This window comes from Streptomyces europaeiscabiei, assembly GCF_036346855.1.
GTDB lineage: Bacteria > Actinomycetota > Actinomycetes > Streptomycetales > Streptomycetaceae > Streptomyces > Streptomyces europaeiscabiei.
The window spans coordinates 1847125-1871457 of record NZ_CP107841.1; the positions used below are offsets into that span (position 1 = coordinate 1847125).

21 protein-coding genes and 1 riboswitch are annotated in these 24333 nt (G+C 71.6%); of the genes, 6 read left to right on the forward strand and 15 right to left on the reverse strand.

From position 1 onward, the window contains the following. Window positions 1-117: 117 nt before the first annotated feature. Window positions 118-771 carry a uridine kinase family protein gene (locus OG858_RS07845; RefSeq protein ID WP_319267731.1) on the forward strand — a complete coding sequence of 218 codons (654 nt, stop codon included), beginning with the start codon at window positions 118-120 and terminating at the stop codon, window positions 769-771. A gap of 434 nt (window positions 772-1205) precedes the next feature. After that, complete coding sequence (locus OG858_RS07850) at window positions 1206-3080, forward strand: AAA family ATPase (RefSeq protein ID WP_319267733.1); 1875 nt, start codon at window positions 1206-1208, stop codon at window positions 3078-3080. A gap of 143 nt (window positions 3081-3223) precedes the next feature. Here the strand turns inward: OG858_RS07850 and OG858_RS07855 are convergent, their stop codons facing one another. The 9 genes from OG858_RS07855 to OG858_RS07895 all read right to left on the reverse strand — a co-directional run bounded on the left by OG858_RS07855 (window position 3224) and on the right by OG858_RS07895 (window position 10703). Continuing rightward, complete coding sequence (locus OG858_RS07855) at window positions 3224-4312, reverse strand: hemolysin family protein (protein WP_086748496.1); 1089 nt, start codon at window positions 4310-4312, stop codon at window positions 3224-3226. Then, on the reverse strand, window positions 4309-5652 hold the full coding sequence (locus OG858_RS07860) for a hemolysin family protein (RefSeq protein WP_086748497.1): 1344 nt from the start codon (window positions 5650-5652) through the stop codon (window positions 4309-4311). Before OG858_RS07860 ends, OG858_RS07855 begins: the two co-directional genes overlap by 4 nt. 268 nt (window positions 5653-5920) lie before the next feature. Continuing rightward, window positions 5921-6385, reverse strand: coding sequence for a PH domain-containing protein (locus tag OG858_RS07865; protein WP_086748498.1), 465 nt, complete (start codon window positions 6383-6385; stop codon window positions 5921-5923). A 20-nt stretch (window positions 6386-6405) separates the two neighbouring features. After that, on the reverse strand, window positions 6406-7263 hold the full coding sequence (gene hisG / locus OG858_RS07870; protein ID WP_086748499.1) for an ATP phosphoribosyltransferase: 858 nt from the start codon (window positions 7261-7263) through the stop codon (window positions 6406-6408). A 50-nt stretch (window positions 7264-7313) separates the two neighbouring features. Then, window positions 7314-7586 carry a phosphoribosyl-ATP diphosphatase gene (locus tag OG858_RS07875; protein WP_037701316.1) on the reverse strand — a complete coding sequence of 91 codons (273 nt, stop codon included), beginning with the start codon at window positions 7584-7586 and terminating at the stop codon, window positions 7314-7316. 34 nt (window positions 7587-7620) lie between these two features. Next, window positions 7621-8106, reverse strand: a complete 486-nt coding sequence (ribH, locus tag OG858_RS07880) for a 6,7-dimethyl-8-ribityllumazine synthase (protein ID WP_037701318.1) — start codon at window positions 8104-8106, stop codon at window positions 7621-7623. A gap of 49 nt (window positions 8107-8155) precedes the next feature. Further along, window positions 8156-9445 carry a bifunctional 3,4-dihydroxy-2-butanone-4-phosphate synthase/GTP cyclohydrolase II gene (locus tag OG858_RS07885; RefSeq protein ID WP_086748500.1) on the reverse strand — a complete coding sequence of 430 codons (1290 nt, stop codon included), beginning with the start codon at window positions 9443-9445 and terminating at the stop codon, window positions 8156-8158. Then, complete coding sequence (locus OG858_RS07890; RefSeq protein WP_328545029.1) at window positions 9442-10074, reverse strand: nicotinamide mononucleotide transporter family protein; 633 nt, start codon at window positions 10072-10074, stop codon at window positions 9442-9444. The genes OG858_RS07885 and OG858_RS07890 overlap by 4 nt, the downstream gene beginning before the upstream one ends. Next, window positions 10071-10703, reverse strand: coding sequence for a riboflavin synthase (locus OG858_RS07895; RefSeq protein WP_319067383.1), 633 nt, complete (start codon window positions 10701-10703; stop codon window positions 10071-10073). The genes OG858_RS07890 and OG858_RS07895 overlap by 4 nt, the downstream gene beginning before the upstream one ends. Before the next feature lie 156 nt (window positions 10704-10859). Beyond that, window positions 10860-10990: riboswitch (FMN riboswitch) on the reverse strand. A gap of 378 nt (window positions 10991-11368) precedes the next feature. Between OG858_RS07895 and OG858_RS07900 the strand changes: the two genes are divergently transcribed. Then, window positions 11369-12259 carry an RNA polymerase sigma-70 factor gene (locus OG858_RS07900; protein ID WP_327723540.1) on the forward strand — a complete coding sequence of 297 codons (891 nt, stop codon included), beginning with the start codon at window positions 11369-11371 and terminating at the stop codon, window positions 12257-12259. A gap of 126 nt (window positions 12260-12385) precedes the next feature. Further along, window positions 12386-13144 (forward strand): SDR family oxidoreductase, encoded by a 759-nt coding sequence (locus tag OG858_RS07905; RefSeq protein WP_319067381.1) that lies wholly within the window; start codon window positions 12386-12388, stop codon window positions 13142-13144. Window positions 13145-13403: 259 nt separating this feature from the next. On the opposite strand, the gene OG858_RS07910 is transcribed toward OG858_RS07905, so the two are convergent. Further along, a complete protein-coding gene (locus tag OG858_RS07910) occupies window positions 13404-14609 on the reverse strand; it encodes an ROK family transcriptional regulator (protein WP_319067380.1) in 1206 nt (401 codons plus the stop codon). 421 nt (window positions 14610-15030) lie between these two features. Between OG858_RS07910 and OG858_RS07915 the strand changes: the two genes are divergently transcribed. Beyond that, on the forward strand, window positions 15031-16242 hold the full coding sequence (locus tag OG858_RS07915; protein ID WP_086750449.1) for an MFS transporter: 1212 nt from the start codon (window positions 15031-15033) through the stop codon (window positions 16240-16242). A gap of 213 nt (window positions 16243-16455) precedes the next feature. Here OG858_RS07915 and OG858_RS07920 read toward each other — a convergent pair whose 3' ends face one another. Beyond that, window positions 16456-17610 (reverse strand): glycoside hydrolase family 6 protein, encoded by a 1155-nt coding sequence (locus tag OG858_RS07920; protein WP_327749573.1) that lies wholly within the window; start codon window positions 17608-17610, stop codon window positions 16456-16458. Window positions 17611-17865: 255 nt separating this feature from the next. Here OG858_RS07920 and OG858_RS07925 point away from each other — a divergent pair, with 255 nt between their 5' ends. Then, window positions 17866-18549 (forward strand): DUF5995 family protein, encoded by a 684-nt coding sequence (locus OG858_RS07925; protein WP_086753432.1) that lies wholly within the window; start codon window positions 17866-17868, stop codon window positions 18547-18549. A gap of 47 nt (window positions 18550-18596) precedes the next feature. Here the strand turns inward: OG858_RS07925 and OG858_RS07930 are convergent, their stop codons facing one another. The 4 genes from OG858_RS07930 to OG858_RS07945 all read right to left on the reverse strand — a co-directional run bounded on the left by OG858_RS07930 (window position 18597) and on the right by OG858_RS07945 (window position 24234). Continuing rightward, window positions 18597-20309, reverse strand: a complete 1713-nt coding sequence (locus OG858_RS07930; protein WP_086753430.1) for a flavin monoamine oxidase family protein — start codon at window positions 20307-20309, stop codon at window positions 18597-18599. Window positions 20310-20366: 57 nt separating this feature from the next. Then, window positions 20367-21155, reverse strand: coding sequence for a carbon-nitrogen hydrolase family protein (locus OG858_RS07935; RefSeq protein ID WP_319067379.1), 789 nt, complete (start codon window positions 21153-21155; stop codon window positions 20367-20369). A gap of 264 nt (window positions 21156-21419) precedes the next feature. Next, a complete protein-coding gene (locus tag OG858_RS07940) occupies window positions 21420-22616 on the reverse strand; it encodes an MFS transporter (protein WP_327723542.1) in 1197 nt (398 codons plus the stop codon). 148 nt (window positions 22617-22764) lie between these two features. Next, window positions 22765-24234 carry an HAD-IA family hydrolase gene (locus tag OG858_RS07945; RefSeq protein ID WP_086750503.1) on the reverse strand — a complete coding sequence of 490 codons (1470 nt, stop codon included), beginning with the start codon at window positions 24232-24234 and terminating at the stop codon, window positions 22765-22767. Between the last annotated feature and the right edge of the window lie 99 nt (window positions 24235-24333).

Genomic DNA, 24333 nt, shown 5'->3' on the forward strand with positions numbered 1-24333 from the left:
CACTATGGACGCCGGGGAAGGGCTTCTGCCAGCACCTCGCGCCTCGCCACGCCCGCCAATATTGGTCGACACCACTGGCATGCTCCGGGGCCTCGCGCCACGGTGTTCAATCCACGTATGCACGCCTCCCCCGCGCCCATGGACCCCGTCGTCGACGCCCTCGCCGCACGGCTGCGGCGGCTGTCTCCCTCCTGCGGACCGGTCCGGCTGGTCGGCGTCGACGGGCACGCCGGCTCCGGGAAGAGCACCTTCGCCGGGCGGCTCGCCGACGCGCTCGGCGGCGCCCCGGTGCTGCACCTCGACGACATCGCCACGCACGAGGAGCTGTTCGCGTGGACCGAACGCCTGCTGGACCAGGTGATCGAGCCGCTGCGCCACGGCCGGAGCGCGCGCTATGCCCCGTACGACTGGCGTGCGCGCGGTTACGGCGCCGCACGCGTCCTGCCGCCGGCGTCCGTGATCGTCGTCGAGGGGGTGGGCGCGGGCCGGCGCGCACTGCGCCGATATCTGGCGCGGCTGGTGTGGATGGAGTTGCCGGAGGAGGAGGCCTGGGCGCGTGGGCAGGCGCGGGACGGAGCGGAGCAGAGCGAGTTCTGGGCTGGCTGGGTCCGGGCGGAGCGTCGGCATTTCGCCGAGGATCCTTCTCGGCCCTTCGCCGATCTGCTGATTCGGCCGGGAGGCGCGGGGTACGAGGTGCTCACGGGACCTGCGACGACTCCCGGATCGGGACCTCATCTCACTCAGGGTGACGACCCATCCGCAATGTGCTGAACCTGTGAAGGCGGCCGTCCGAGAAGTTCCTCAAGTGCCTCAACTCGGCTTGACCGGGGGGCCGTACAGGTCTTACGTTCTGAATGTGCGGTCGTTCGTGACCGCCCAGAGTCGCGAAGCCCCCGGTTGTTCCCCCGTGATCGGGGGCTTCGTTCTGCCTTCTTCCGGCGCTACCGGAACTCCCGGGGCACGATTCCTTCACCCTCGGTCACCGTCCGCAATGCGCCCCGTCCGCTCCCACCTCGTAAGACGAGGGCTGCGGCGCCCTTCGAAGGGCGACCGACCCGCAGGTACGATGCCCAGGGTGCGACCTTCGGACGGCTGCAGCAACGCACCGGCGCAACTCCCGTCCACGGCACAGCGGTTCGACGAAGGCTGCCGACGGGCAACGGCCCGTTCGGTTTCCAACGGGGGCACGGTTTGTGGGGGACGTGATGGACTTCGGCTCGCGGGGCCCCGAGGCCCCGGCCGACCTCGCCTGGCTGCGAGGCGTGGACGCCTACACGATGGGCGCCTATCCGCAGGCGGAGGAGGAGTTCCGCGCCGCGGTGCGGATGGATCCCGGGATGGCCGACGGCTGGCTCGGGCTGCACGCCCTGCGGGTGGACACGACGACCGCGCTGCTGCGGATGTTCCGGCATCGGGAGCGCTTCGGGGAACAGCGCACACGGCACCGGCGCACCCTCAACTCCTGGTACTGGCTGGGCTGGTGGGTGCAGCCGGTACTGGAGAGCCCGCGTGATCTGCTCCTCGCGCACGCCTCGCACTGGCTGGACGGGCGCCATGTGCCCGAGCTGGACCGGGCGCTCGCGGGGCTGCCGCCGGTCGACGCGGACCACCAGGTGCGCTTTCTGCACGCCTGCCGCGCCTACCTCGTCAAGGACTGGGAGCAACTGGTCCGGCACACCGATCCACTGCTCGACGATCCGCTGCTGGGGATCGAGGCGGGCCTGTTCGGCGGGATGGCCCGGGTCCGGCTGGAGACGTACGGGCAGGCCGAGCCGCTGCTCTCCGCCGCGCTGATGCGATGTCGCAGCGAGCAGCCGCAGCGCAAGGAGCTGCGCTACTGGCTGGCGCGCGCCCACGAGGGCACGGGGCGCAGCGCGGCCGCGCTGCCGCTGTACCGGGCCGTGCACCGGGTCGACCCCGCGTTCATGGACACCTCCGCGCGGCTCGCGGCGATCGCCATGGGGGACGGGTACGACGACGACGCGAGCGACTTCGCGGCGATCGCCCTCGCCGGGATCGGGCAGGACGTGCTCGACGGCGACGGGCTGGAGCCGTTCTTCGACCCCGAGGGACGGGATGTGAAGGTCTCCGATCCCGGACCTCCGCCGCCGGGCGGGCTGCCGCCCGAGGCCGGCGACACCTTCGTACGGGAGAAGTCCGTGGTACCGGTGGAGCCGCTGTCCCTGCCGGCCGGGCCGACGGATCCGGAGCTGCTGGAGGAGGCGCTCGCGGAGCTGGAGCGGATGGTCGGTCTTGAGCCGGTGAAGCGACAGGTCAAGGCGTTGTCCGCGCAGCTGAACATGGCGCGGTTGCGGACCGGGCAGGGGTTGCCGGTCCAACCGCCGAAGCGGCACTTCGTCTTCTCCGGGCCGTCCGGTACCGGGAAGACGACCGTGGCGCGAATACTGGGCCGTGTCTTCTACGCGCTCGGCCTGCTGGGCGGCGATCACCTCGTCGAGGCGCAGCGGGCTGACCTCGTGGGCGAGTACCTCGGGCAGACCGCGGTGAAGGCCAACGAGCTGATCGACTCGGCGATCGGTGGCGTGCTGTTCGTCGACGAGGCGTACTCCCTGTCCAACTCCGGCTACGGGAAGGGCGACGCGTACGGCGACGAGGCGCTGCAGGTGCTGCTGAAGCGGGCCGAGGACAACCGGGATCATCTGGTCGTGATCCTCGCGGGCTATCCGGAGGGGATGGACCGGCTGCTGGCCGCGAACCCCGGATTGTCCTCCCGGTTCACGACCCGCGTGGACTTCCCCTCCTACCGGCCCTTGGAACTGACCTCCATCGGGGAGGTGCTCGCCGCCGAGAACGGGGACGCCTGGGACGAGGAGGCTCTCGACGAGTTGCGGTCCGTCTCCGGGCACGTCGTCGACCAGGGGTGGATCGACGAGCTGGGGAACGGGCGGTTCCTGCGGACGCTGTACGAGAAGAGCTGCGCGTACCGGGATCTGCGGCTGTCGGGGTACCCGTCGATTCCCACGCGGGACGATCTGTCCACGCTGCGGCTGCCGGATCTGATGCAGGCGTACGGGGAGGTGTTGTCGGGGCGGGGGCCCGGGGGTCCTTCGGCGCTGTGATTTTTTCGCCCCCGCCGCCCCTACCCGTCCCATCCTCAGGGGGAGCGCGCCCCTTCGACCCCCGTCAAAGACTCGGGGCTCCGCCCCGGACCCCGTTCGCGCAGTTCCCCGCGCCCCTCAAAAAAAGGGGCGCGGGGGCGGGGTCAGCTCGCCAGGACCTCCTCCGGGGTCTCGCTGCCCCGCGGTTCCGTCACCCTGACCGGCTGGATCTCCCGGTGTGCCGGATCGCGAACCTCGCCGACCAGCAGCTCCAGGACATCCTCCAGGGCGACCAGGCCCAGGACCTTGCCGGAGGCGTCCGCCACCTGGGCCAGGTGGGTGGCCGCGCGGCGCATGACCGTCAGCGCGTCGTCCAGCGGAAGCTCCGCGCGGAGGGTGGTCATGGGGCGCCAGATCTGCTGGGGGACGGCGCGGTCGGAGTCCTCCAGATCGAGGACGTCCTTGACGTGGAGGTAGCGGCCCATGAAGGCGCCGTTCTCCGCGACCACCGGGAAGCGGGAGTAGCCGGTGCGGGCGGTCAGCGCCACGACCTGGGCGGGGGTCACCGAGGGGACCACCGTCACCAGGGAGTCGCGCTTCAGCAGGACGTCCGTCACCGGGCGGGAGCCCAGCTCCAGCGCGTCCTCCAGACGCTCCTGCTCCTCGGGGTCGAGCAGCCCGGCCTGCCCGGAGTCCTCGACCAGCCGGACCAGCTGGACGCTGGTGAATACTGCCTCGACCTCGTCCTTGGGCTCGACGTGGAAAAGTCTCAGGATGACGCGGGCACAGGCTCCGAGGCCGATCGTGACGGGCTTGCACAGCCTCGCGAAGGCCACCAGCGCCGGGCTCAGCCACAGCGCCGTCTTCTCGGGCGCCGCCATGGCCAGGTTCTTCGGCAGCATCTCGCCGATGACGAGGTGCAGGAAGATGACGACCGCGAGGGCGATCACATATCCCAGGGGGTGGATCATGCCGTGCGGCAGGTGGATCGCCTCGAAGACCGGCTCCAGCAGCTTCGCCACCGTCGGCTCGGCCACCGCGCCCAGTGTCAGGGAGCAGACGGTGATGCCGAACTGGGCCGCCGCCATCATCTGAGGCAGGTTCTCCAGGCCGTAGAGGACCTGTCGGGCCCGCGCCGTCCCCAGCGGTTCGATCTGGCTGCGGCGGACGGAGACCAGGGCGAACTCGGCGCCGACGAAGAAGCCGTTGGCGAGCACGAGAAGCAGGGCGAACAGGAGTTGGAGGACGGTCATCGGGCCGCCTCCACCGCGGTGAGGGAGTCCGTGGCCGGAGCGGTCCGCACGAGGCGTACACGCTCCGCCCGGTAGTGCCCGACCTGGCGTACCGCCAGCCGCCAGCCGGGCAGTTCCGCCCTGTCCCCCGGCGCGGGGATGCGGCCGAGGAGGTCGGCGACGAGGCCGGCGACCGTCTCGTACGGGCCTTCCGGGACGTCGAGGCCGATGCGCTGGAGCACGTCGACCCGGCAGCTGCCGTCGACGTCCCAGGCGGGGCGGCCCTCCTCGGGCGGGGCGACGGCGAGTTCGGGCAGGTCGTGCCCGTCGTGCTCGTCGCGCACCTCGCCGACGAGTTCCTCGACGATGTCCTCCAGGGTCACGACCCCGGCCGTACCGCCGTACTCGTCGACGACGACGGCGATGGGCTGCTCGCTGCGCAGCCGGGCCAGGAGCGGCTGCACGGGCAGCGACTCCGGGACGAGTAGCGGAGGCTTGGCGATGCGGCCGACCGGGGTGTGCAGCCGGTCGTGGGCCGGGATCGCGAGGGCGTCCTTGAGGTGGGCCATGCCGACGATCTCGTCGATCCGCTCCCGGTAGACGGGGAAGCGCGAGAGGCCGGTGGCCCGGGTCAGGTTGACCACGTCCTCGGCGGTGGCCGTCGACTGCAGGGCGCTGACCTTCACGCGCGGCGTCATCACGTTCTCCGCGGTCAGCTCGCCCAGGGAGAGCGTGCGGACGAAGAGGTCGGCCGTGTCCTGTTCCAGGGCGCCGGCCTGGGCCGAGTGCCGGGCGAGGGAGACCAGTTCACCGGGGGTGCGGGCGGAGGCCAGCTCGTCGGTGGGCTCGACGCCGAAGGCGCGGACCAGGCGGTTGGCGACCGCGTTGAGAGCGGCGATGACCGGGCGGAAGAGGCGGGAGAAGACGTGCTGGGGGCCCGCGACGAAGCGGGCGACCTGCATCGGCTTCGACACCGCCCAGTTCTTGGGCACCAGCTCGCCGATCACCATCTGCACGGCGGAGGCCAGCAGCATGCCGACGACCACGGCGACACCGGACACGGCGCCTTCGGGTATGCCGATGGCGGTGAAGGGGCCGTGGAGTATCTCCGCGAGCGCCGGTTCGGCGAGCATGCCGACGACGAGGGAGGTGATGGTGATGCCGAGCTGGGTGCCGGAGAGCTGGAACGACAGCTCCTTGAGCGCGCCCACCACCTTGAGGGCCCGGCGGTCACCCTCGGCCGCGGCCTTCTCGGCCTCCGGCCGCTCGACGGTGACGAGGCCGAACTCGGCGGCCACGAAGAAGCCGTTGGCGAGGATCAGCAGGAACGCGGCTCCGAGGAGCAACAGGGGGATGGTCATGCCGCCGCCTCGAGATGTCGAGAGGGGGCGGCGCAGGTACTACAGGACGATCCGTCCATCGCTGGAAGGAGTCACTCCTCGATTAGCAGGGAGCCTCCGCCTTCCGGGGGGCGGAACGGCAGAGGCGGAGGCGCGACGAAAACGCCTCCGCGAACAGATTAATCAAGACATGGGCCGGTGCGGCAGGGGCGACGGCCCCGAGTCGGACCTGATCTTGTCCGGGTCCGTCCCCGACGCGAAGCCCCACCGTCCCCGGCACGGAGCCGGGTCAGCCCTGACGCGGCTCGGGCTCGGTGACCGACCGGGCCTCCACCAGCGCCCGAAGGATCCGGGCGTCCTCGATGGCGCGCTGCCTGGCGATGCCCGGCTGGATGCCGAGCGCGGGCAGGCTGGTGCCGTCGGTGAGGTCGAGGAAGACCCAGGGGTCGCCGGACCTCAGGTTCACCTGCACGATCTCCGCCCAGCCCAGACGGCGCCTGCCGGCGATGTTGACGACGGTCACCCCGGAGTCGTCGGCGACCACCCGGGGCCGGGAGAGCATGCCCAGCACCCCGGCGAGCATGGCGGCCGTGAAGACGAAACTGAGCCGCTCCCCCGGACCGAGATTCGGCAGCAGCAGTCCGACCACCGTGATGACCACGAAGATCGCGCCCGCTGCACACAGCAGCACGGCCCGGGTGCGGCCGGGCCGAAAAGTGACCGGCAGGGCGGGGAGGGAGGACTGGTCCGGCATGGCGTACGACTCCCCGGCCGTCAGAGGCGGCAGGCGTGGATGGCGGTGGTCAGGATGGCACGGGCGCCGATGTCGTACAGGTCGTCCATGATCCGCTGGGCCTCCTTGGCCGGGACCATGGCGCGCACGGCGACCCAGCCCTCGTTGTGCAGCGGCGAGACGGTGGGGGACTCCAGGCCCGGCGTGAGCGCGACGGCCTTCTCCAACTGCTCGACGCGGCAGTCGTAGTCCATCATCACGTAGGTCCGGGCCACGAGGACGCCCTGGAGGCGGCGCAGGAACTGCTGCACCTTGGGCTCGTTCTCCGTGTCGGTGTCGGCGTCCACACGGCGGATGACGACGGCCTCGGACTTCATGATCGGGTCGCCGAAGACCTCCAGCCCCGCGTTGCGCAGCGAGGTGCCCGTCTCGACGACGTCGGCGATGACCTCGGCGACACCCAGCTCGATGGCGGTCTCCACGGCACCGTCGAGGTGGACGACGGAGGCATCGACGCCGTGGTCGGCGAGGTGCCCCGCGACGATCCCCTCGTAGGAGGTGGCGACCGTCTTGCCCTTCAGATCCGCGACACCGTTCGCCGTGCCCGGCTTGGCGGCGAACTGGAAGGTGGAGCGGGCGAAGCCGAGCGGGAGGATCTCCTCGGCCTTGGCGCCGGAGTCGATCAGCAGGTCGCGGCCGGTGATACCGATGTCGAGCCGGCCGGAGGAGACGTAGATCGCGATGTCGCGGGGGCGGAGGTAGAAGAACTCCACCTCGTTGACCGGGTCGACGATCCGCAGCTCCTTGGACTCCCGGCGCTGCTGGTAGCCGGCCTCATGCAGCATCTCCCCCGCAGGTCCGGACAGGGAACCCTTGTTGGGGACGGCGATGCGCAGCATGAGGCGAGCTTCCTTCGTTCGTATGTTCGGGATTGAATGCTGGGTGTGGCTCAGAGGTGGGCGTACACGTCGTCCAGGGAGATGCCGCGGGCGACCATCATCACCTGGACGTGGTACAGCAGCTGCGAGATCTCCTCGGCGGCCGCTTCCTTGCCCTCGTACTCGGCGGCCATCCAGACCTCGGCGGCCTCTTCGACGACCTTCTTGCCGATGGCATGGACGCCCTTCTCGACCAGCTCTGCGGTGCGGGAAGTGGCGGGGTCGCCGGTGGCGGCCTTGTGCTGGAGCTCGGTGAACAGCTCCTCGAACGTCTTCTTGGACATGGTGGGGCTCAGCCTACGCGCAACCGCCCGTGTCTCAGCGCCAGGGTTCAGATACTGAACGGAGGGTGGCCGCCGTCGCCACGGCCGCCGTCACCGCCTCGTGGCCCTTGTCCTCGTTCGAGCCCTCGATGCCCGCGCGGTCCAGGGCCTGTTCCTCGGTGTCGCAGGTCAGTACGCCGAAGCCGATGGGGACGCCCGTGTCGACGGAGACCTGGGTGAGGCCCTGCGTGACGCCGTGGCACACGTACTCGAAGTGGGGGGTGCCGCCGCGGATGACGACGCCGAGGGCGACGATCGCGTCGTAGCCGCGGCCCGCGAGGACCTTGGCGACGACGGGCAGCTCCCAGCTGCCGGGGACCCGCAGGAGGGTCGGCTCGTCGATGCCCAGGTCGCGCAGGGCGCGCAGGGCGCCTTCGACGAGGCCGTCCATCACCTTCTCGTGCCACTGGGCCGCGATGACCGCGACGCGCAGGTCGCCACAGTTGCGTACGGACAGTTCGGGTGCGCCCTTGCCGCTCACGTTGCTCCTTGGTTCCTGGAACTCTTGCTCGTTCGTCTTGCCGCTGGTGTTACTGGTTGCCGCAGGTGGACGTGGTGGTCGTGTCCAGCCAGGGCAGGTCGTGACCCATCCGGTCGCGCTTGGTGCGCAGATAGCGGAGGTTGTGCTCGCCCGCGCGGACCGGCATCGGTTCGCGGTCGGTGACGGCCAGGCCGTGGCGGACGAGGGCGTCGGTCTTCTCGGGGTTGTTGGTCATCAGGCGCACACTGCGGACGCCCAGGTCCTGGAGGATCTGCGCGCCGGCGCCGTAGTCCCGGGCGTCGGCGGGCAGGCCGAGCTCCAGGTTGGCGTCGAGGGTGTCGCGGCCACGCTCCTGGAGTTCGTAGGCGCGCAGCTTGGACAGCAGTCCGATGCCGCGGCCCTCGTGGCCGCGCAGATAGACGACGACGCCCCGGCCCTCGGCGGCGATGCGTTCGAGTGAGGTCTGGAGCTGGGGGCCGCAGTCGCAGCGCAGCGAGTGGAAGATGTCGCCGGTGAGGCATTCGGAGTGGACGCGGACGACGACGTCCTCGCCGTCGCCGATCTCGCCCTGGACGAGGGCCACGTGTTCGACGCCGTCGACGGTGGAGCGATAGCCGTACGCCGTGAAGTCGCCGAAGGCCGTGGGGAGTCGGGTCTTCGCCTCACGCTTGACGGTGGGTTCGGCCGAGCGGCGGTAGGCGATGAGGTCCTCGATGGAGATGATCGTCAGGCCGTGCTTGCGGGCGAACGGGATCAGTTCGGGGAGGCGCAGCATGCGTCCGTCCTCGCCGGCGATCTCGACGATCGCACCGGCCGGGCGCAGGCCCGCGAGGCGGGCGAGGTCGACGGCGGCCTCCGTATGACCGTTGCGCACGAGCACTCCGCCGGTCCGGGCACGGAGCGGGAAGATGTGGCCGGGGCGGACGAAGTCGCCCGGCTCGGCCGAGCCGCTCGCCAGGAGCCGGAGGGTCGTGGCGCGGTCGGAGGCGGAGATGCCGGTGGTGACGCCGTGCTGCGGGGCCGCGTCGACCGTGACGGTGAAGGCGGTACGCATGGACTCGGTGTTCTGCTGCACCATCTGCGGCAGTTCGAGCCGCTCCAGTTCGTCGCCCTCCATGGGGGCGCAGATCATGCCCCGGCACTCGCTCATCATGAAGGCGATGATCTCGGGGGTGGCCTTCTCTGCGGCGATGACGAGGTCGCCCTCGTTCTCGCGGTCCTCGTCGTCGACGACCACGACCGGGCGGCCCGCCGCGATGTCCGCGATGGCCTGCTCGATGGGGTCGAGCCCGAAGTTCTCGATGTCGTCGGTGCTGTACAGGATCGGCGCCGTGGTCATGCGGGGGCTCCTTCCAGGGCGGGCTTGCGGGAGCGCAGCCACCAGTCGCGCATGCCCCACAGGACGAGCGCGCCGTAGATGATGTAGACGAATCCGGAGAACGCGTAGCCGTTGGCGAAGTTGAGCGGGACGCCGACCAGGTCGACGAGCAGCCAGGCGAACCAGAACTCGACCATGCCGCGCGCCTGGGCGTACATGGCGACGATGGTGCCGGTGAAGACGTACGCGTCCGGCCAGGGGTCCCAGGACAGGGTGGGGAACGCGGTGAAGAGGCCGGCGACGGCGAGCGTGCCGAGCACGGCACCGGCGATGAGATAGCCGCGCTCGCGCCAGGTGGCGAAGCGCGGGGTGATGGCGCCGTCCGAGGACTGCCCCTTCGTACGGTTCCACTGCCACCAGCCGTACGCGGCGACGGCCATGACAATGACCTGCTTGCCGGCGCTGCCGGTCAGATGGCCGACGAAGGCGCCGAAGAGGACGAGGCCGGAGAGGAACTGTACGGGCCAGTTCCAGATGGAGCGGATCGCGCCGAGGGCGAGGGCGATCAGACCGAGGATGTTGCCGATCATGTCCGACCAGAGGATCTGCTGGCCGAACGCCATGAAGGCGACGGTGTTCAGCGAGTTCACCGCGCCTCCCCCGGAATACCGATCCCCTGGCTGTCCGCTCCCCGTGCGCCGAGCAGCCGCTCGACGTACTTGGCGATGACGTCGACCTCGAGGTTGACCGGGTCGCCGGGCTGCTTGCGGCCGAGCGTGGTCAGGTCGAGGGTGGTCGGGATGAGGCTGACGGTGAAGTAGTCGGGGCCGGCATCGACGACGGTGAGGCTGATGCCGTCGACGGTGATGGAGCCCTTCTCGACGACGTACCGCGTGAGGTCCGCCGGGAGCGAGATCTTGACGATCTCCCAGTTCTCGGACGGCTTACGCTCGATGACCTCGCCCGTGCCGTCGACGTGGCCCTGCACGATGTGACCGCCGAGGCGGTCGCCGACGGCCATGGGGCGTTCGAGGTTGACGCGGGAGCCGGTGGTGAGGGCGCCGAGGCTGGAGCGTTCGAGGCTCTCCGCCATGACGTCGGCGGTGAACCAGTCGTCCTCGTGCTCCACGACCGTGAGACAGACACCGTTGACGGCGATGGAGTCGCCGTGGCGCGCGCCCTGTGTGACGACGGGGCCGCGCAGACGGAAGCGGGAGGAGTCGCCGAGCTTCTCGACGGCGGTGACCTCACCCAGCTCTTCGACGATTCCGGTGAACACTTCCCGGGTCCTCCTGCCACATCGGGGCACGGACTCCGGGGCTGTCGAAGAGACAGACATGAGCGGACAGCGGCACAGGGAGCGACGCCGCGTAGAAGACCCACCCCTGTCGGGGTAGGCCAAAAACAGACGGCGGCGCGCACGAATGCCCGCCCGCCGCGCACTGCCTCCCATCCGGACTTTAACCGTCGGTCCAGGAATTTCACCTGGTCAACCGGCCGCTGGAAGCGACCGGGTCGCGGACTGTAACCGCCGGTTCGGACTTTCACCGACCCCGGAGTGCGCTGCTTCTGGTACACGGCCAGTGTGCCACGCCCGGTCGACACCCATGCGGGTGAGGGATGTGGGGTGGCTCACAGGACGCGTCACTGTACTTCTCCAGCGGGAGCCGGCGGGTTTCTGTATCACTGACCAAGGGTCAACTTCCGTGACGGCGACGGCATCCGAAGAGGGCCGACCCATTGACCGGCCTGGTCTAGTCCTTTTAAAGTCTGCGGTCGCGGTACCCGCCTCGAACGGCCCGGCGGCGGTGACGACGGCCCTTGCCCCGTCGCCGGGTCCCACTCATGTGTCTCCCGGCGGCCTCCGGGAGAGCGCGGGCGTGCGCTCGGGGAGGGTGTGCGTGCGCGCTCGGGGGGGGGTGCGCGCTCTGGGAAAGTGGGGGCGTGACGACGACCGCCGCCGCCGACGAGTTCGAAGCGCACCGCCCCCGCCTGTTCGGCCTGGCCTACCGTCTGCTGGGCTCCGCCGCGGACGCCGAGGACACCGTGCAGGACACGTATCTGCGCTTCAGCGGCGCCGACCGTACGGTCATCGAACAGCCCGGCGCCTGGCTCGCCAGGGTCGTCACCAATCTCTGCCTCACCCGGCTGACCTCCGCGCGGGCACGTCGCGAGCGGTACACGGGGACCTGGCTGCCGGAGCCGGTGCTGACCTCCGACGGCACCCTGGGCCCGCTGGAGTCGGCCGAGCAGCGCGACGCGGTCTCGCTCGCGCTCCTGGTCCTGCTGGAGCGGCTCACCCCGACCGAGAGGGCCGTGTACGTACTGCGGGAGGCCTTCGCGTACGGGTACCGGGAGATCGCGGCCGTCCTGGACATGACCGAGGCCAACTGCCGTCAGCTGTACCGGCGGGCGGCGGGGCGGGTGGCGGTGGCGGAGGCCCGGTTCGAGCCGGCACCGGAGCGGCGGGCCGGGCTGGTGGAGTCCTTCCTCGCGGCGGCACAGAACGGGGACATGGCCGGGCTGGAGAAGATCCTCGCCGAGGACGTGACCTGGTGGTCGGACGGCGGCGGCAGGGTCAGCGCGGCGCGGCGGCCGGTCGAGGGACGGGAGAAGGTACTGCGGCTGGTGGCCGGCGGCTGGGAACGGTTCGCGGGCGGCCTGGACTTCGCCGTGGCCGAGGTCAACGGCTCCCCAGCGCTGATCGCCAGGGCCGGGGACGCGCTCGTTGGCACCGCGTCCTTCGCGTTCCGGGGCGGTGTCGTGACGGACGTGCGGGTCGTGGTGAACCCGGACAAGCTGGAGTTCGCGGGCCGGCAGCTGATGGGGACGTGACCGTGCGCCGATGGCATGGGTCCGCTCGGTCGCCTCGGTTGTCACATTCCCCAGGGGCTGTCCCGTCGTAGCTGCCGTAGGGCGTTTCCGGCCGGGAGCGTCCGAGTTACGAAGGGGATGAACAGCATGACCACGATCCTGGTGACCGGCGGCACCGGCGTCCTCGGCCGGCCCGTCACCGAGCGGCTGCGGGCGGACGGGCACGAGGTGCGGGTGCTCAGCCGGCACGCGCAGCCGTACGCCGTCGATCTCCTCGCGGGCGGGAGCGGGCTGGACGCGGCCGTGGCGGGGGTGGACACCATCGTGCACTGCGCGACGTCGCCGCGCGGGGGCGACGAGAAGGCGGCGGAGAACCTGATCGCGGCGGCGGGGCGGGCCGGGGTGCGGCACCTGGTCTACATCTCGATCGTCGGCGTGGACCGGGTGCCGTTCGGCTACTACCGGTCCAAGCTGGCCGTCGAGCGGCTGGTCGAGGGGTCGGGGCTGGGCTGGACGACCCTGCGCGCGACCCAGTTCCACGATCTCGTGGTGATGCTCTTCCAGGGCCTTTCCAAGCCGCCGGTCATGATGCTCCCCGCCGGGGTGAGCGACCAGCCCGTCGCCGTCGCCGAGGTCGCCGAGCGCCTGGCGGAGCTGGCCGTGGGCGCTCCCGCCGGCCGCGTCGACGACCTGGGAGGCCCCGAGATCCTGTCCTTCCCCCAGCTGGCCCACGCCTACCTCGCGGCCACCGGCCGTCGCCGCCCCCTGCTGAACGTCCCGCTGTTCGGCAAGGCGTACCGGGCCTTTCGCAGCGGCGGCCACCTCACGCCGGGGCGGGCCGTGGGCAAGGGGACGTTCGGGGAGCACCTGGCGGAGCGGTTCGGTGGTGGTCGGGGGAAGGGGTGAGGGGCTGGGCGGGGACCGCTCAGGGGGTGGCGGCGACACACCCCCTGAAGACAGCGGTGGCGGCGGGCGGCTCGGCGGCCGGCAGGTGAAACCGCCAGGTGAAACCGGCTGGGGTGACGGGCTGGGGTCACCGGCAGGGATGACCGGCAGGGTGCCATCGATCGTCCGGCGCGTGGGCGGGGCGGCGGCCGCGTCGAGCGGCCTGCGGTGACGGGCGCCGCCGGGTCGGGCTCGGAGCGCCCGGCCCGAAACGCGCCCGCTATCGCGCGGGTGGTGCGAACAGCTCGTCCTGAGCCGCCTCCCGGGCCATGAGCAGCGCGCCGCGCAGCACAGCGGCCCCGCCCAGGCCACTGGCCCGCACCTCGGTGGGCAACGGCGACATGGCCGCCAGCCGCTTGCCCACCCTTACGGCCAGCTCCTCCCCACCGGCCTGCCCGACCTCACCCCCGAGCACCACACAGCCCGGGTCGAGCACCGCGACGACGGAGGCAGCGCCGAGGGCGAGGCGGTCGGCGAGGGCGTCGAGGAAGCGGGCGCGGGGGTCGGCCGAAGGGCCGGGCGCGGCCGAGAGTCCGGCGACCGCCGCCCGTACCAGCGTCGCCGCGTGCGGCTCGTTCGGGGCTGCCTCGGCCGTGACGCCGTGTGCGGTGGCCAGTGCCGCCACCGCCGCCGCGCCGCCCAGGGAATGGAAGCCGCCCTCGCAGTCGGTGGCCGAGGGGACCGTGGTCGTACCGGGAACAGGGAGAAAGCCGATCTCGCCCGTGCCGCCGGAGGCGCCCCGGCGGAGGTGGCCGTCGAGAACGACCGCGGCGCCGGTACCCAGGCCGAGCCAGAGGAGGACGAAGGTGTCGCGGTCGCGGGCGGCGCCGTCCCGCTGTTCGGCGAGGGCGGCGAGGTTGGTCTCGTTCTCGACGAGGACACGGGCGGGGAACCGCTCGCCGAGGGCGGCGACCAGGCGGCGGTGCCATTCGGGGAGGCCGCTGGAGACGCGGAGTTCGCCCGTGGCCGGGTCGATCAGACCGGGGGCGCCGATCGCCACCGTGTGCAGCCGGTCGGCGCCCGCCTCCTTCGCGGCACGCTCCACCAGGGTGACCGCCTGCTCCACCGCGGGCCCCGTGCCGGCGTCGTCCGCGATCGGGACGGACTCCCGCGCCAGCTCCGTACCGAGCAGATCGGCGACGACGACCGTGACGCCCTCGGTGCGCACATCGAGCGCGGCGAGATGCGCACGGTCCGCCACGATGCCGTAGAGACGGGCGTTGGGCCCGCGCCGTTGCTCCCCCGACTCCCCCACGACCTCGATCAGACCGGCGGCCGTGAGGCGCTCCACGAGGTCGGCGACCGTGGGCCGGGACAGACCGGTGAGCTGCTTCAACTGCCCGGCCGTCAGCGGCCCTTCCTGCTGCAGCAGCCGCAGGGCGAGCCGGTCGTTGATGGCTCGGGCGGTGCTGGGTGATGCGGGCATGCCGGGATCCTCCCAGATCTGCGGCGCCGTACGGCCGGTGGCCCTCGGGCGGCCGCTCCCTATCTATCAGGCAGGGTTCCTGATAGTTTACTGCGGCGCGCCGAAGGCCGGGTGGGCGGAGGGCACCGGGGAACCGGAAACTCGAAGGGCTTCGAGAAGTCCGGAGGTTTCGGGGACGTCGAAGCACTTCGCGCGCCGGGAGGCTTCGAGGACGTCGGACGCTTCGCGCACTTCGGAGGCTTCGAGGGCAGCGGGCGAGTCGGAGTACGGGACGCCGAAGCTCCGGGTTCTGCGACGCTTCGAGAACACCGGCAGCGCAGAGAACCCGGCGGCACCCGCAGGCCTGCGGGCCCGTGGGCGACGACGGACGACGACCGGGCACGCCGACATCGCGGCGCATCGAAGTACAGGGAGGCGGAGAATGAGCGTGGTGGTCTACGAGCAGCGCGAGGTGAGGCGGGCGCGGTACGCGGTGGCGGCCGTGTTCGCGGTGCACGGCGCCGTCACCGGCTCGTTCGCGACCCGCGTGCCGTGGATCCAGGACCACGCGGGGGTCAGCGCGGGCCAACTGGGCCTCGCCCTCGCCTTCCCGGCGATCGGCGCGTCCTTGGCGATGCCGCTCGCGGGCCGGATCAGCCACCGCTTCGGCGCCCGCACCGCACTGCGCGGACTGCTCTCCCTGTGGACGCTCGCGCTGATCCTGCCGTCCCTCTCGCCGAATCTCTGGACGCTCTGCTTCGCGCTGTTCGTGTACGGCGCGTCGGCGGGCATGGCGGACGTCGCGATGAATGCGCTCGGCGTCGAGGTGGAAAGCCGTCTCGGGAAGTCGATCATGTCGGGCCTGCACGGTATGTGGAGCGCGGGCGCCCTCGTCGGCTCGGCGGCCGGTACCCTCGCCGCCCATCTGGGCTCGGACGCCCGGCTGCACCACGCGCTTGCGGCGGTCACGCTCACCGCCCTCGGTCTGGTCGCCTGCCAGTGGGTACTGGACCTCAGGGCCACCGAGGACGAGGAGCCGCCGCCCAGGTTCGCGCTACCGCCGAAGTCGGCGCTGCTGATCGGCGCGGTCGGGTTCTGCGCGGTGTTCGCGGAAGGGGCGGCGCTGGACTGGTCGGCGGTCTATCTGCGGGACCAGTTGGAGACCTCGGCCGGGCTCGCGGCGGCGTGCACCACCGGTTTCATGCTGACCATGGCGGTGGCCCGGCTCGCGGGCGACGCGGTGGTCAACCGTTTCGGCGCGGTCCGTACCGTCCGGGCGAGCGGTGTGCTGGCCGCGCTCGGCGGGGTCCTGATCGTCTTCGCGAACCAGCCGGCGCTCGCCATGGGCGGCTTCGCGCTGATGGGGCTCGGCATCGCGGTCGTCGTCCCGCTCTGCTTCGCCGCCGCCGGCCGCAGCGGGCCGAACCCCAGCCAGGCCATCGCGGGCGTCGCGACCATCACGTACACCTCCGGCCTGGTCGCGCCGAGCGCGATCGGCGGTCTGGCTCAACTGACCAGCCTGGTCGTGTCGTTCGGCCTGGTCACCGTGCTGGCGTGCGGCTTGGTCGCCTTCGCGGGCGTCCTGCGCACCAGCGACCGGGACCGCCCACGACTCACGCGGACGGACGTAGCAATTCCCGACCCGAAGCCCTGACACCGCGGCCGTCCACGGAGGCGGACACAGGGTCCCCGCGTCCAGCCGTACGAGGACGTGGAAGGCGCGGACATCGAGCCGTGCGAGCGGTACGAGGACGTGTAGGACGCCGACATCCAGCCAGTACGAGCGGGACACGGGCTCGGGCTCGGCCCGTGCCGGGACTACGAGTGTCCGCCTCACCCCCGCGCGTCTCTCACCCCCGCGTGTCCCTCACCCCCGCGCCAGCTCGTACGCGTACCCCGGTGAGAACGCCCCCGCCCTCCCCCGGCAGCCGTCGGACTCGCCGGGCAGTTTCACCCACAGGTAGGCGTCGATGCGGGGCTCCCCGGTGGTGAGGGTCGGTGGTCGGCCGAGGCCGCGGCCTGCGGGGTCGCACCACTCACCGTCGGCCGGGGCGCCGTTGCCGTTGCGGCTGGTGTCGATGACGGCACCGAGGCCCGCGGGGCCGCCGAGGGCGTCGAGGACCCGGCGGTCGTAGGCGGCCTCGGCCTGCGTGCGGTTGAAGTTGGACACGTTGCTGAAGACGCCGTCGGAGCCGTCGGGCGAGGCGGCGCCCGCCCGGCGGAGAAGTGCGGCCTGCTTTCCCGGCACGTTCCACTCCGAGTGCCCGGCGTCGTAGTAGACGCGGGCATGGGGGTCGGCGGCCTTCAGGACGCGTCCGGCGCGAGCGAGCGAGGCGAAGCGGTCGGCACGGGTCTCGGCGGAGAGGCAGTCGGACTGGGCGATCGCGTCCGGCTCCAGGATCACGATGACGTCGTCCGACCCGAGCCCGGCGGCGAACGCGTCGATCCAGGCGTCGTACGCGTCCAGGCTCGGCGCCCCGCCCTGCGAGGCCCCTCCGCAGTCGCGGTCGGGGATCGCGTACGCCACGAGGACGGGCACCTGCCCCCGCGCGGCGCCCGCGGAGGCGACCGCCGCGACCCGGGACCTGGTGGTGGCCGGGGTGGGGTCGGTGAACCAGACGGCGGCCGGACGGTCGGCGATGCCGGTCTCGATGGCGGTGCTGCGCGGATCGTCCGGGTTGTCCCGGACCCAGTCGAGAACCTGGGAGTCGGGGTGGCGGTAGAGCGCGCCGGGGCCGGGCACGGGTTGCGTCCGCCGTTCGGTCCGCTGCGCCGAGGGCCCCACCCTGGCCTCCTCGGACGGTACGGGCGATTTCGAAGGCGGGGGCGCGGTGCGTGACGGGTGGGGCGAGCCCGCGGTCGGCTCGGTCGGCTCGGTCCGTCCGACCGCATCGGACAGGAGGCCCGGTGAGCGGCTCGCCAGTGGCCGGGCCTCGTGCGCGGCACCTCTTTCGCCGCCCAGCGCGGCCACCATCCCGGTGACGGTTCCGACGACTGCCATGGCCGCCGCCGCTGCCACCAGGGCGCCGCGCCTGGCCGCCCGCCTGCGCTCGGCTCGGCGTGCGGCCAGACGCCGGGCGCGCATGCCTGACACGTGGTGCTCCCCCCTGCTCCCCGGACCGGCTCCCCGGAACCGCTGCCCGCTCCCCGGACCTGCTCCCCGGACCGCGTTCCGTCGGCTTTCCGATACTTCCCGCCGGGCCCGCGTTACCCCGTTCCGGGGACGCGACGGGCACGGCGACGCCGGTGGCAGCCTAGGCCTGGGACCCTGCCCCCTATGGCGCAGTTGGAGCAATTCACCAATTCCGTGGACTCGGTGGACACCGTCGTCTCCCGTATGCACGCCCTCGACGCGGTCCTGCCCGAGCGGGACGGGATCGCCGTCTTCAACCGCGTCTACCTCACCGTCACGGAGGCCATCGACCGACGACTGGACTCCGGCCACTTCCCGGACGCCGAGGCCGCGATCACCTTGGACGTGCTCTTCGCCGAGCGGTATCTGAGCGTCGCCGAGGGCGGCTGTGCGCCCGCCTGCTGGCGGCCGCTGCTGCAGTTCCGGCACCATCCCGGCGTACGGCCACTGCAGTTCGCCCTCTGCGGCATCAACGCGCACATCGGACACGATCTCGCGCTGGCCGTCGTGGACACCTGTCGTACGCTCGGCTGCGAACCCGCCGACCTGGAGGACGAGTTCGAGCATGTGGGCGATGTCCTCGTGTCGCTGGAGGAGCACATCCGCGAGGAGCTGATGCCGGGGCCGGATCTCCTGCAGATCGCCGATCCGCTCACCCATCTGCTCGGCGCGTGGAGCCTGGAACGGGCCCGTGAGGCCACCTGGTCGACCGCCCGCGCACTGTGGGCGCTGCGTGGACTCCCCGATCTCGCCGAGGAGTCCGCCCTCCGCCTGGACGCGGCGGTGGGCCTGACGGGCCGCATGCTGCTGACCCCGCTGCCGACCTGACCGGCCGCCACCGACCGCCACCGACAGGCCCCGGTCCTCTGGCAGTTCTAGTCCTCCGGCAGTTCCACCGGTGCGATCTCGTCGTAGACGTCCCCGGGCCCGGGGTTGGTCGCGTCGGTGGCGCCCCCGAAGTGGTGCATGACGCCCCAGACCGCGTTGAGCGCGGTCTGGATCGCGCCCTCGGCCCAGCCGGCCGTCCAGGAGATGTCGTCGCCGGCGAGGAAGATGCCCCGCTTGTCCTCGGGCAGCCGGTCCTGCATGAAGTGTGTGAACAGGCGCCGCTGGTAGCGGTAGTGGCCGGGCAGGTTCGCCTTGAACGCGCCCATGAAGTAGGGCTCGTTCTCCCAGGAGACGGTCACCGGGTTGCCGATGACGTGGCTGCGGATGTCGACCTTCGGGTAGATCTCGCCGAGCGACTTCAGCATGACCTCCATCCGCTCGCTCGCGGACAGCGGCAGCCACTTCAGGCTGTCGTCGCACCACGTGTAGGAGAGGCAGATGACGGCGGGCTTGTCCGGACCGTCGTCGAGGAGGTAGGTCCCGCGCGTCATCCGGTCGGTGAGCGTCATCGACATGACGTCCCTGCCGGTCGGATTTCCCCTGTCGTCGACGGCCTTGTCCAGCCAGAAGGGCCGGTCGACCGGGACGAACAGCTTCGAGCTCTCCATGTAGTGCGTCCGCTCGATGGCGGTCCAGTGGTCGATCGGGAAGAGCGAGTCGTCGCAGGCGATCTTCGACAGCAGCATCCAGGACTGGGCGGTGAAGATCGCCACCTGGTAGGTGCGGATGTCGCCGTTCGCGTCCGTCACGGTGATCCGGTTGCCGGCGGTCCGGTGCAGCCGGGTCACGGCGGGCCGCGGCTCACCGTCGACGTGCAGGGACTTCAGGGACGTCCCGTACGGCCAGTGCACGATCTTCTCCGGCTCGCGCTCCCACAGCCGCAGCGGGAGCTGCTGGCTGCCGCCGACGATGCCGCGGTGGTGGTCGTCGGCCTCGGTGTAGACGACCCGCAGGATCTCCAGGATGGAGTTGGGGAAGTCGGTGTCCCAGCCGCCCGTGCCGAAGCCGACCTGGCCGAAGATCTCGCGGTGCCGGAAGGACCTGAAGGCCTCGGAGTCGCAGAGGAAGCCGTAGAAGGTCTGGTTGTCGAGCCGCTCGACGAGCTTCCCCCAGATCTCCCGGATGCGCGGCACATCGCGCTCACGCAGCGCCCGGTTCATGTCGGAGAAGTCGGCGCCGTCTTCGAGGCAGGCGTTCCAGGCCGCGGCGACGTCCCGGTACACCTGCGGCAGGTCGTCGATCGTCTCGGCGTAGTGCGACTCGCCCTTGAGGTCGACGACGGTCGAGGGCGTGGCCTCCGCCAGGGGGTTGGGGAAGGGCCGGGTCTCCAGACCGGCCAGATCGATGTAGTGCTGCAGCGCGGTGGAGGACGGCGGAAAGCGCATGGCCCCCATCTCGGCCGTGAGGGAAGGATCGCAGCCGTCGAACCCGACCGTCCGCAGGCGCCCGCCGATCCGGTCGGCCTCGTACACGACCGGCTTGAGCCCCATCTTCATCAGCTCGTACGCCGCCACGATGCCGGACAGTCCGCCGCCGATGACCGCGACCTCGGTGCCGTGCTCGGTGGCCGGTATCTGCCCCAGGCCGGCCGGGTGGGCCAGGAAGTCGTCGTACGCGTACGGGAAGTCCGGGCCGAACATGGTGATCGGCTGCTGCTGCTCGTCTGCGTGCTCGATGGCGTTGGGCACGGTGGACGTCATGGGGTACGGACTCCTAGCGGAAAGGGGTGTGCGGGGCGGGGCGGGGCGGGGCGGGTCTCAGACGAGGGACCCGTAGAGACCGGGACGACGGTCCCGGAGATACGGGTTCGCCTCGCGCTGGGCCGCGAGGAAGGCGGGGTCGACATCGGCGAGGACGAGCTCGTCCTCACGTCCGGCCCGGGTACGTGCGACCCCGTCGGGCCCGGCCAGTGCGGAGAGCCCGACGAACTCGAACTCCCCTTCGCGGCCGACCCGGTTGACGTACGCGACGTACATCTGGTTCTCGAAGGCCCGCACCGGGATCATCGACTCGGCGACGAACTGGAACGGATGCATCTGGGCCGTCGGCACCACGAGCAGGTCGGTGCCGGCGAGGGCGTGGGCACGGACGTTCTCCGGGAACTCCACGTCGTAGCAGATCAGGATCCCGACGCGGAGCCCGTCCAGCTCGGCCTGGACGACGGACTGCTCGCCCGGCGTGAAATGATCGCGCTCGAAGCAGCCGAACAGGTGGGTCTTGCGGTAGTTCGCCAGCCGGACGCCGTCGGCGGAGACGAGCTGCGCCGAGTTGAAGACCGCCTCACCGGCGCGCTCCGGGTACCCGTACGCGATCGCGACCCCGTGCCGCCCCGCGATCTCGGCGACCGCGTCGGCCGCGTCACCGTCGGCCGCCTCGGCGAGCCGCGCGATGTCGTCGCCGATCGCATAGCCCGTGAGGAACATCTCCGGCGCCACCACCAGCCCCGCCCCGGCCGCGGCGGCCCGCCCCGCGGCCTCGTCGAGCACCTTCAGGTTCCCGACGACCGAGCCGGGACGACCGGAGCTCTGGAGCAGGGCGGTACGCATGCGTGTTCCTCACCGGGACAGGGGGTTTGGGGGCCATCCATGGGGCCATCTAGACGGTACGGTCGGCGCGCGGGGCCGGACAAGCAGGAGCCATTGCGCGCCGAGGCGCGATTCGTTGCGTACCTGATGCCACGGACGACGATTCGTTGCGTCTGTGCTCAGGGGCGCGCCCCGCTCCCCGAGGGAACGGGGAACCGCGAGATCGATCACGCCGAACCCGCGGCCGCCCGCGGCCCCCCGGTCCATCCCCCTCGCTCCGTCCCCTCAGGCGTCCCTCCGCATCAACATGATCGCCGTCACCAGATACGGCACCGCGAACACGGCGAACGCGACCCCGTGCGCGTGGGACGCGCCGATCACGGCGTACGCGGCGAACACACCCACCGTGGCCAGTTCCGTCCCCATGCTCGCGACCGACGTCACGGTCGCCCGCCGAGCCCCCTCGATCCGATCCTGCAGCCGCGCGTCGGCGAGCACGTTGACCAACTGGAAGCCGCCGAAGGCGACGGCCACCAGCCCGATACCGGTCGGCGTACGCATCGACGCCCCCACGGCCAGCGCGAACGCCGAGCCCGCCAGCACCACTCCCAGTCCGGCCGTGCCCAGCCGCTCCCCCGCCCCGGTCAGCAGGCTGCCGATCGTCGGCCCCACCCAGATCACCAGCAGCAGATACGGCACCGTCTGCTCGGCCACCCCGGTGTCCCGGACCAGCAGCGGCGTGTACTCGTCGAGGGCGCCCCACACCGCGCCGACGGCGGGCACGAGCAGCAGCGCCCCGCGGACGGACCGGTCCCGTCGGACCTCCGCGATTCCGGTCCGCAGGGTCGTGAGAATGGAGACCCGGTCGCCTCCGCCCGACCCGGCCGACCGGTGCTCCGGGAACCGTGTGGCCACCACCGAGGTCAGCACACAGACCAGCACGCTCGCGGCGCCCACGGCCGGGTAGCCACCGAGGTCGAGGACCGGCCCCGCCAGCCCCATCGCCGCCATCACGGCGACCATGCCGACCGCCTGGGCCCGGCCGATGACGCGCGCGTACCGGTCGGCCGCGCCGAGCCGGTCCAGTTCGTCGTAGACCAGCGCCTCCAGCGCACCGGAGCCGAGCGCGCCGCGCACCCCCCACAGGACGAAGCCGAGGGCGAAGGCCCAGTACGACGGGACGATCACCCACAGCGCGAAGCCGGTGGCGGTGAGCAGCGGGCCCAGCCACAGCAGCAGCCGTCGGGAGACGGCGTCGGCCCAGGCGCCGGAGGGGACCTCCAGCAGGATGCCGGTGATCGACCACAGGGCGAACAGTGAGGAGATCTGCCAGATCGACAGTCCGGTGTCGCTGAACAGCAGCGCGTACACCGGGTAGAGCAGCACGAAGTCGTCGAGGAACGCGTATCCGTACAGCGTGGCCGTCAGCCGCCGGACACCAATGGTTCCGGCATCAGGCACACGCGCAGGTGAGAGAGTCATGAGGCCTTCCCGAAGGAGCGATTCGGACGTCGGTGGTACGGCGTCCGAGGCGGCCCTCGGGAGGAGGCACGGCTGGTGGATCAATGTCGCCAGGTCATGGCACCGATGCTAGTCCGGCCGGCCCGTCCGGCCCAGTGGATATCCGGAGTCACTCCCTGGCGGCCGTGACCGGCGCGAACATGGTGATCACCGCCGCGTGGTCGGACGGCCAGTCGTTGTCCTCGACGTCCGGCCAGGGGCGGGGCGTGCCGCTGACGTAGGTACGGGAGTCGAGGACCGCGAGGCCTCGGTGCAGAACGAAGTCGATCCGGTCCTGGGGCTCCGGCCGTCCGCTGCCGTCCTCGTGTTCGGCGTGGACCGGCGACCAGGTGTGGCCCGGCTCCCGTGCGGGGTCGGGATGGGCCTCGCGGTAGGAGTCGCGCAGGCCTGCCGTCTCGGCGGCCCTGGTGACCGGCCAGTCGACGTCCGGCCGGTCGAGGTGGGACGGGCTGTTGAAGTCGCCGACCACGACGACCGGCACGGTGCCGTCGAGCCGGCTCAGGCAGTCCCGCAGCCGGCCGAGCCGCACTTCCTCGTGGGCGGTCAGCTCGGCGGCCTCCAGCCCGTCGAAGGCGGCCTCGTAGGGCCCGTACGGCTCGCAGTCCAGGTGGACCGTCCAGATGTCCACCTCGGTGCCGGAGCCGGTCCTGATCCGGACGCCCGCCGCCCCGTAGAAGCCGACGTCGGGGTCGCCGAAGCGGGCCGTGATCGGGTGTCGGCTGATGATGCCGAGGTTGTCGCCGGCCCGGTGGTGGTGCCAGCCGAGGGCGTCGGCGAGTTCCTGCGCGGCGGTGCCGTCCGTCTCCTGGAGGCCGACCACGTCGACGTCCGTCTCGGTGATGACCTTGAGCTGCTTGGCCCGGTGATCGCGGACCCTGGTGCCGCCGTGCCAGAGGTTCCAGGTCATCACCCGCAGGGCGGGTCCGTCGGGGGCGACCAGCCGGCGCAGGCTCGCCGGGGTCACCGACTCCAGGCTCTCCCGTACGGTCCGCCCCGGGGCCTCGTCGATCGGCGCGAGCGAGGGCACGGCGAGGACCACGCATCCCGCCGCCTCGGCCGAGGCGACACCGGTCTCGGTGTCCTCGACGGCCACACAGGCGGCGGGGTCGACGCCGAGGGCGCGGCAGGCGGCGAGGTAGGGGTCGGGGGCCGGCTTGGTGTGCTCGGTGTCGTCGGCGGTGACCGAGACGGCGAACAGGTCGCGGCCGAGGGCGTCGAGGACGGTGTCGGCGACGGCTCGCGGGGACGCCGTGACCAGGGCGGTGGGGACGCCCTCGCGGGCCAGGGCCCTGAGCAGTTCCAGCGCGCCAGGGCGGGGAACGGTCCCGGTGCGGACCCGGTCGGCGAACTCCCGGTGCAGGTCGGCGGCCAGTCCGTCCCCCGGTGCGCCCGTGATCCCGGCGAGCCAGGCGGCGGTGTACTCGACCGGACGGCCCAGTACGTCCGGTTGGTCGGCCTCGGTCAGTGCGCGCCCTAGGCCGGCGGCCACCTCCTCCACCGCATCCCACCAGAGCCGCTCGGTGTCGACGAGCGTGCCGTCCATGTCGAACAGGGCGGCCTGGAGCGGGAGTCGAGACAAGGGTTTCTCTTTCTTTGACATCCTCCCTCGGCTGAAGCCTAGGGATTCCAGCCTTTGTGGGCTGAGGTTCACGGGCATTCGAACCCTCACGGGGTGTCA

Excerpts from the sequence above, each read along its gene's own strand:
- OG858_RS07845 (WP_319267731.1), top strand. The coding sequence starts at position 118 with ATGCACGCCTCCCCCGCGCCCATGGACCCCGTCGTCGACGCCCTCGCC.
- OG858_RS07850 (WP_319267733.1), top strand. The coding sequence starts at position 1,206 with ATGGACTTCGGCTCGCGGGGCCCCGAGGCCCCGGCCGACCTCGCCTGG.
- OG858_RS07855 (WP_086748496.1), bottom strand. The coding sequence starts at position 4,312 with ATGACCGTCCTCCAACTCCTGTTCGCCCTGCTTCTCGTGCTCGCCAAC.
- OG858_RS07860 (WP_086748497.1), bottom strand. The coding sequence starts at position 5,652 with ATGACCATCCCCCTGTTGCTCCTCGGAGCCGCGTTCCTGCTGATCCTC.
- OG858_RS07865 (WP_086748498.1), bottom strand. The coding sequence starts at position 6,385 with ATGCCGGACCAGTCCTCCCTCCCCGCCCTGCCGGTCACTTTTCGGCCC.
- hisG (WP_086748499.1), bottom strand. The coding sequence starts at position 7,263 with ATGCTGCGCATCGCCGTCCCCAACAAGGGTTCCCTGTCCGGACCTGCG.
- OG858_RS07875 (WP_037701316.1), bottom strand. The coding sequence starts at position 7,586 with ATGTCCAAGAAGACGTTCGAGGAGCTGTTCACCGAGCTCCAGCACAAG.
- OG858_RS07885 (WP_086748500.1), bottom strand. The coding sequence starts at position 9,445 with ATGACCACGGCGCCGATCCTGTACAGCACCGACGACATCGAGAACTTC.
- OG858_RS07905 (WP_319067381.1), top strand. The coding sequence starts at position 12,386 with ATGACCACGATCCTGGTGACCGGCGGCACCGGCGTCCTCGGCCGGCCC.
- OG858_RS07910 (WP_319067380.1), bottom strand. The coding sequence starts at position 14,609 with ATGCCCGCATCACCCAGCACCGCCCGAGCCATCAACGACCGGCTCGCC.
- OG858_RS07915 (WP_086750449.1), top strand. The coding sequence starts at position 15,031 with ATGAGCGTGGTGGTCTACGAGCAGCGCGAGGTGAGGCGGGCGCGGTAC.
- OG858_RS07925 (WP_086753432.1), top strand. The coding sequence starts at position 17,866 with ATGGCGCAGTTGGAGCAATTCACCAATTCCGTGGACTCGGTGGACACC.
- OG858_RS07930 (WP_086753430.1), bottom strand. The coding sequence starts at position 20,309 with ATGACGTCCACCGTGCCCAACGCCATCGAGCACGCAGACGAGCAGCAG.
- OG858_RS07935 (WP_319067379.1), bottom strand. The coding sequence starts at position 21,155 with ATGCGTACCGCCCTGCTCCAGAGCTCCGGTCGTCCCGGCTCGGTCGTC.
- OG858_RS07940 (WP_327723542.1), bottom strand. The coding sequence starts at position 22,616 with ATGACTCTCTCACCTGCGCGTGTGCCTGATGCCGGAACCATTGGTGTC.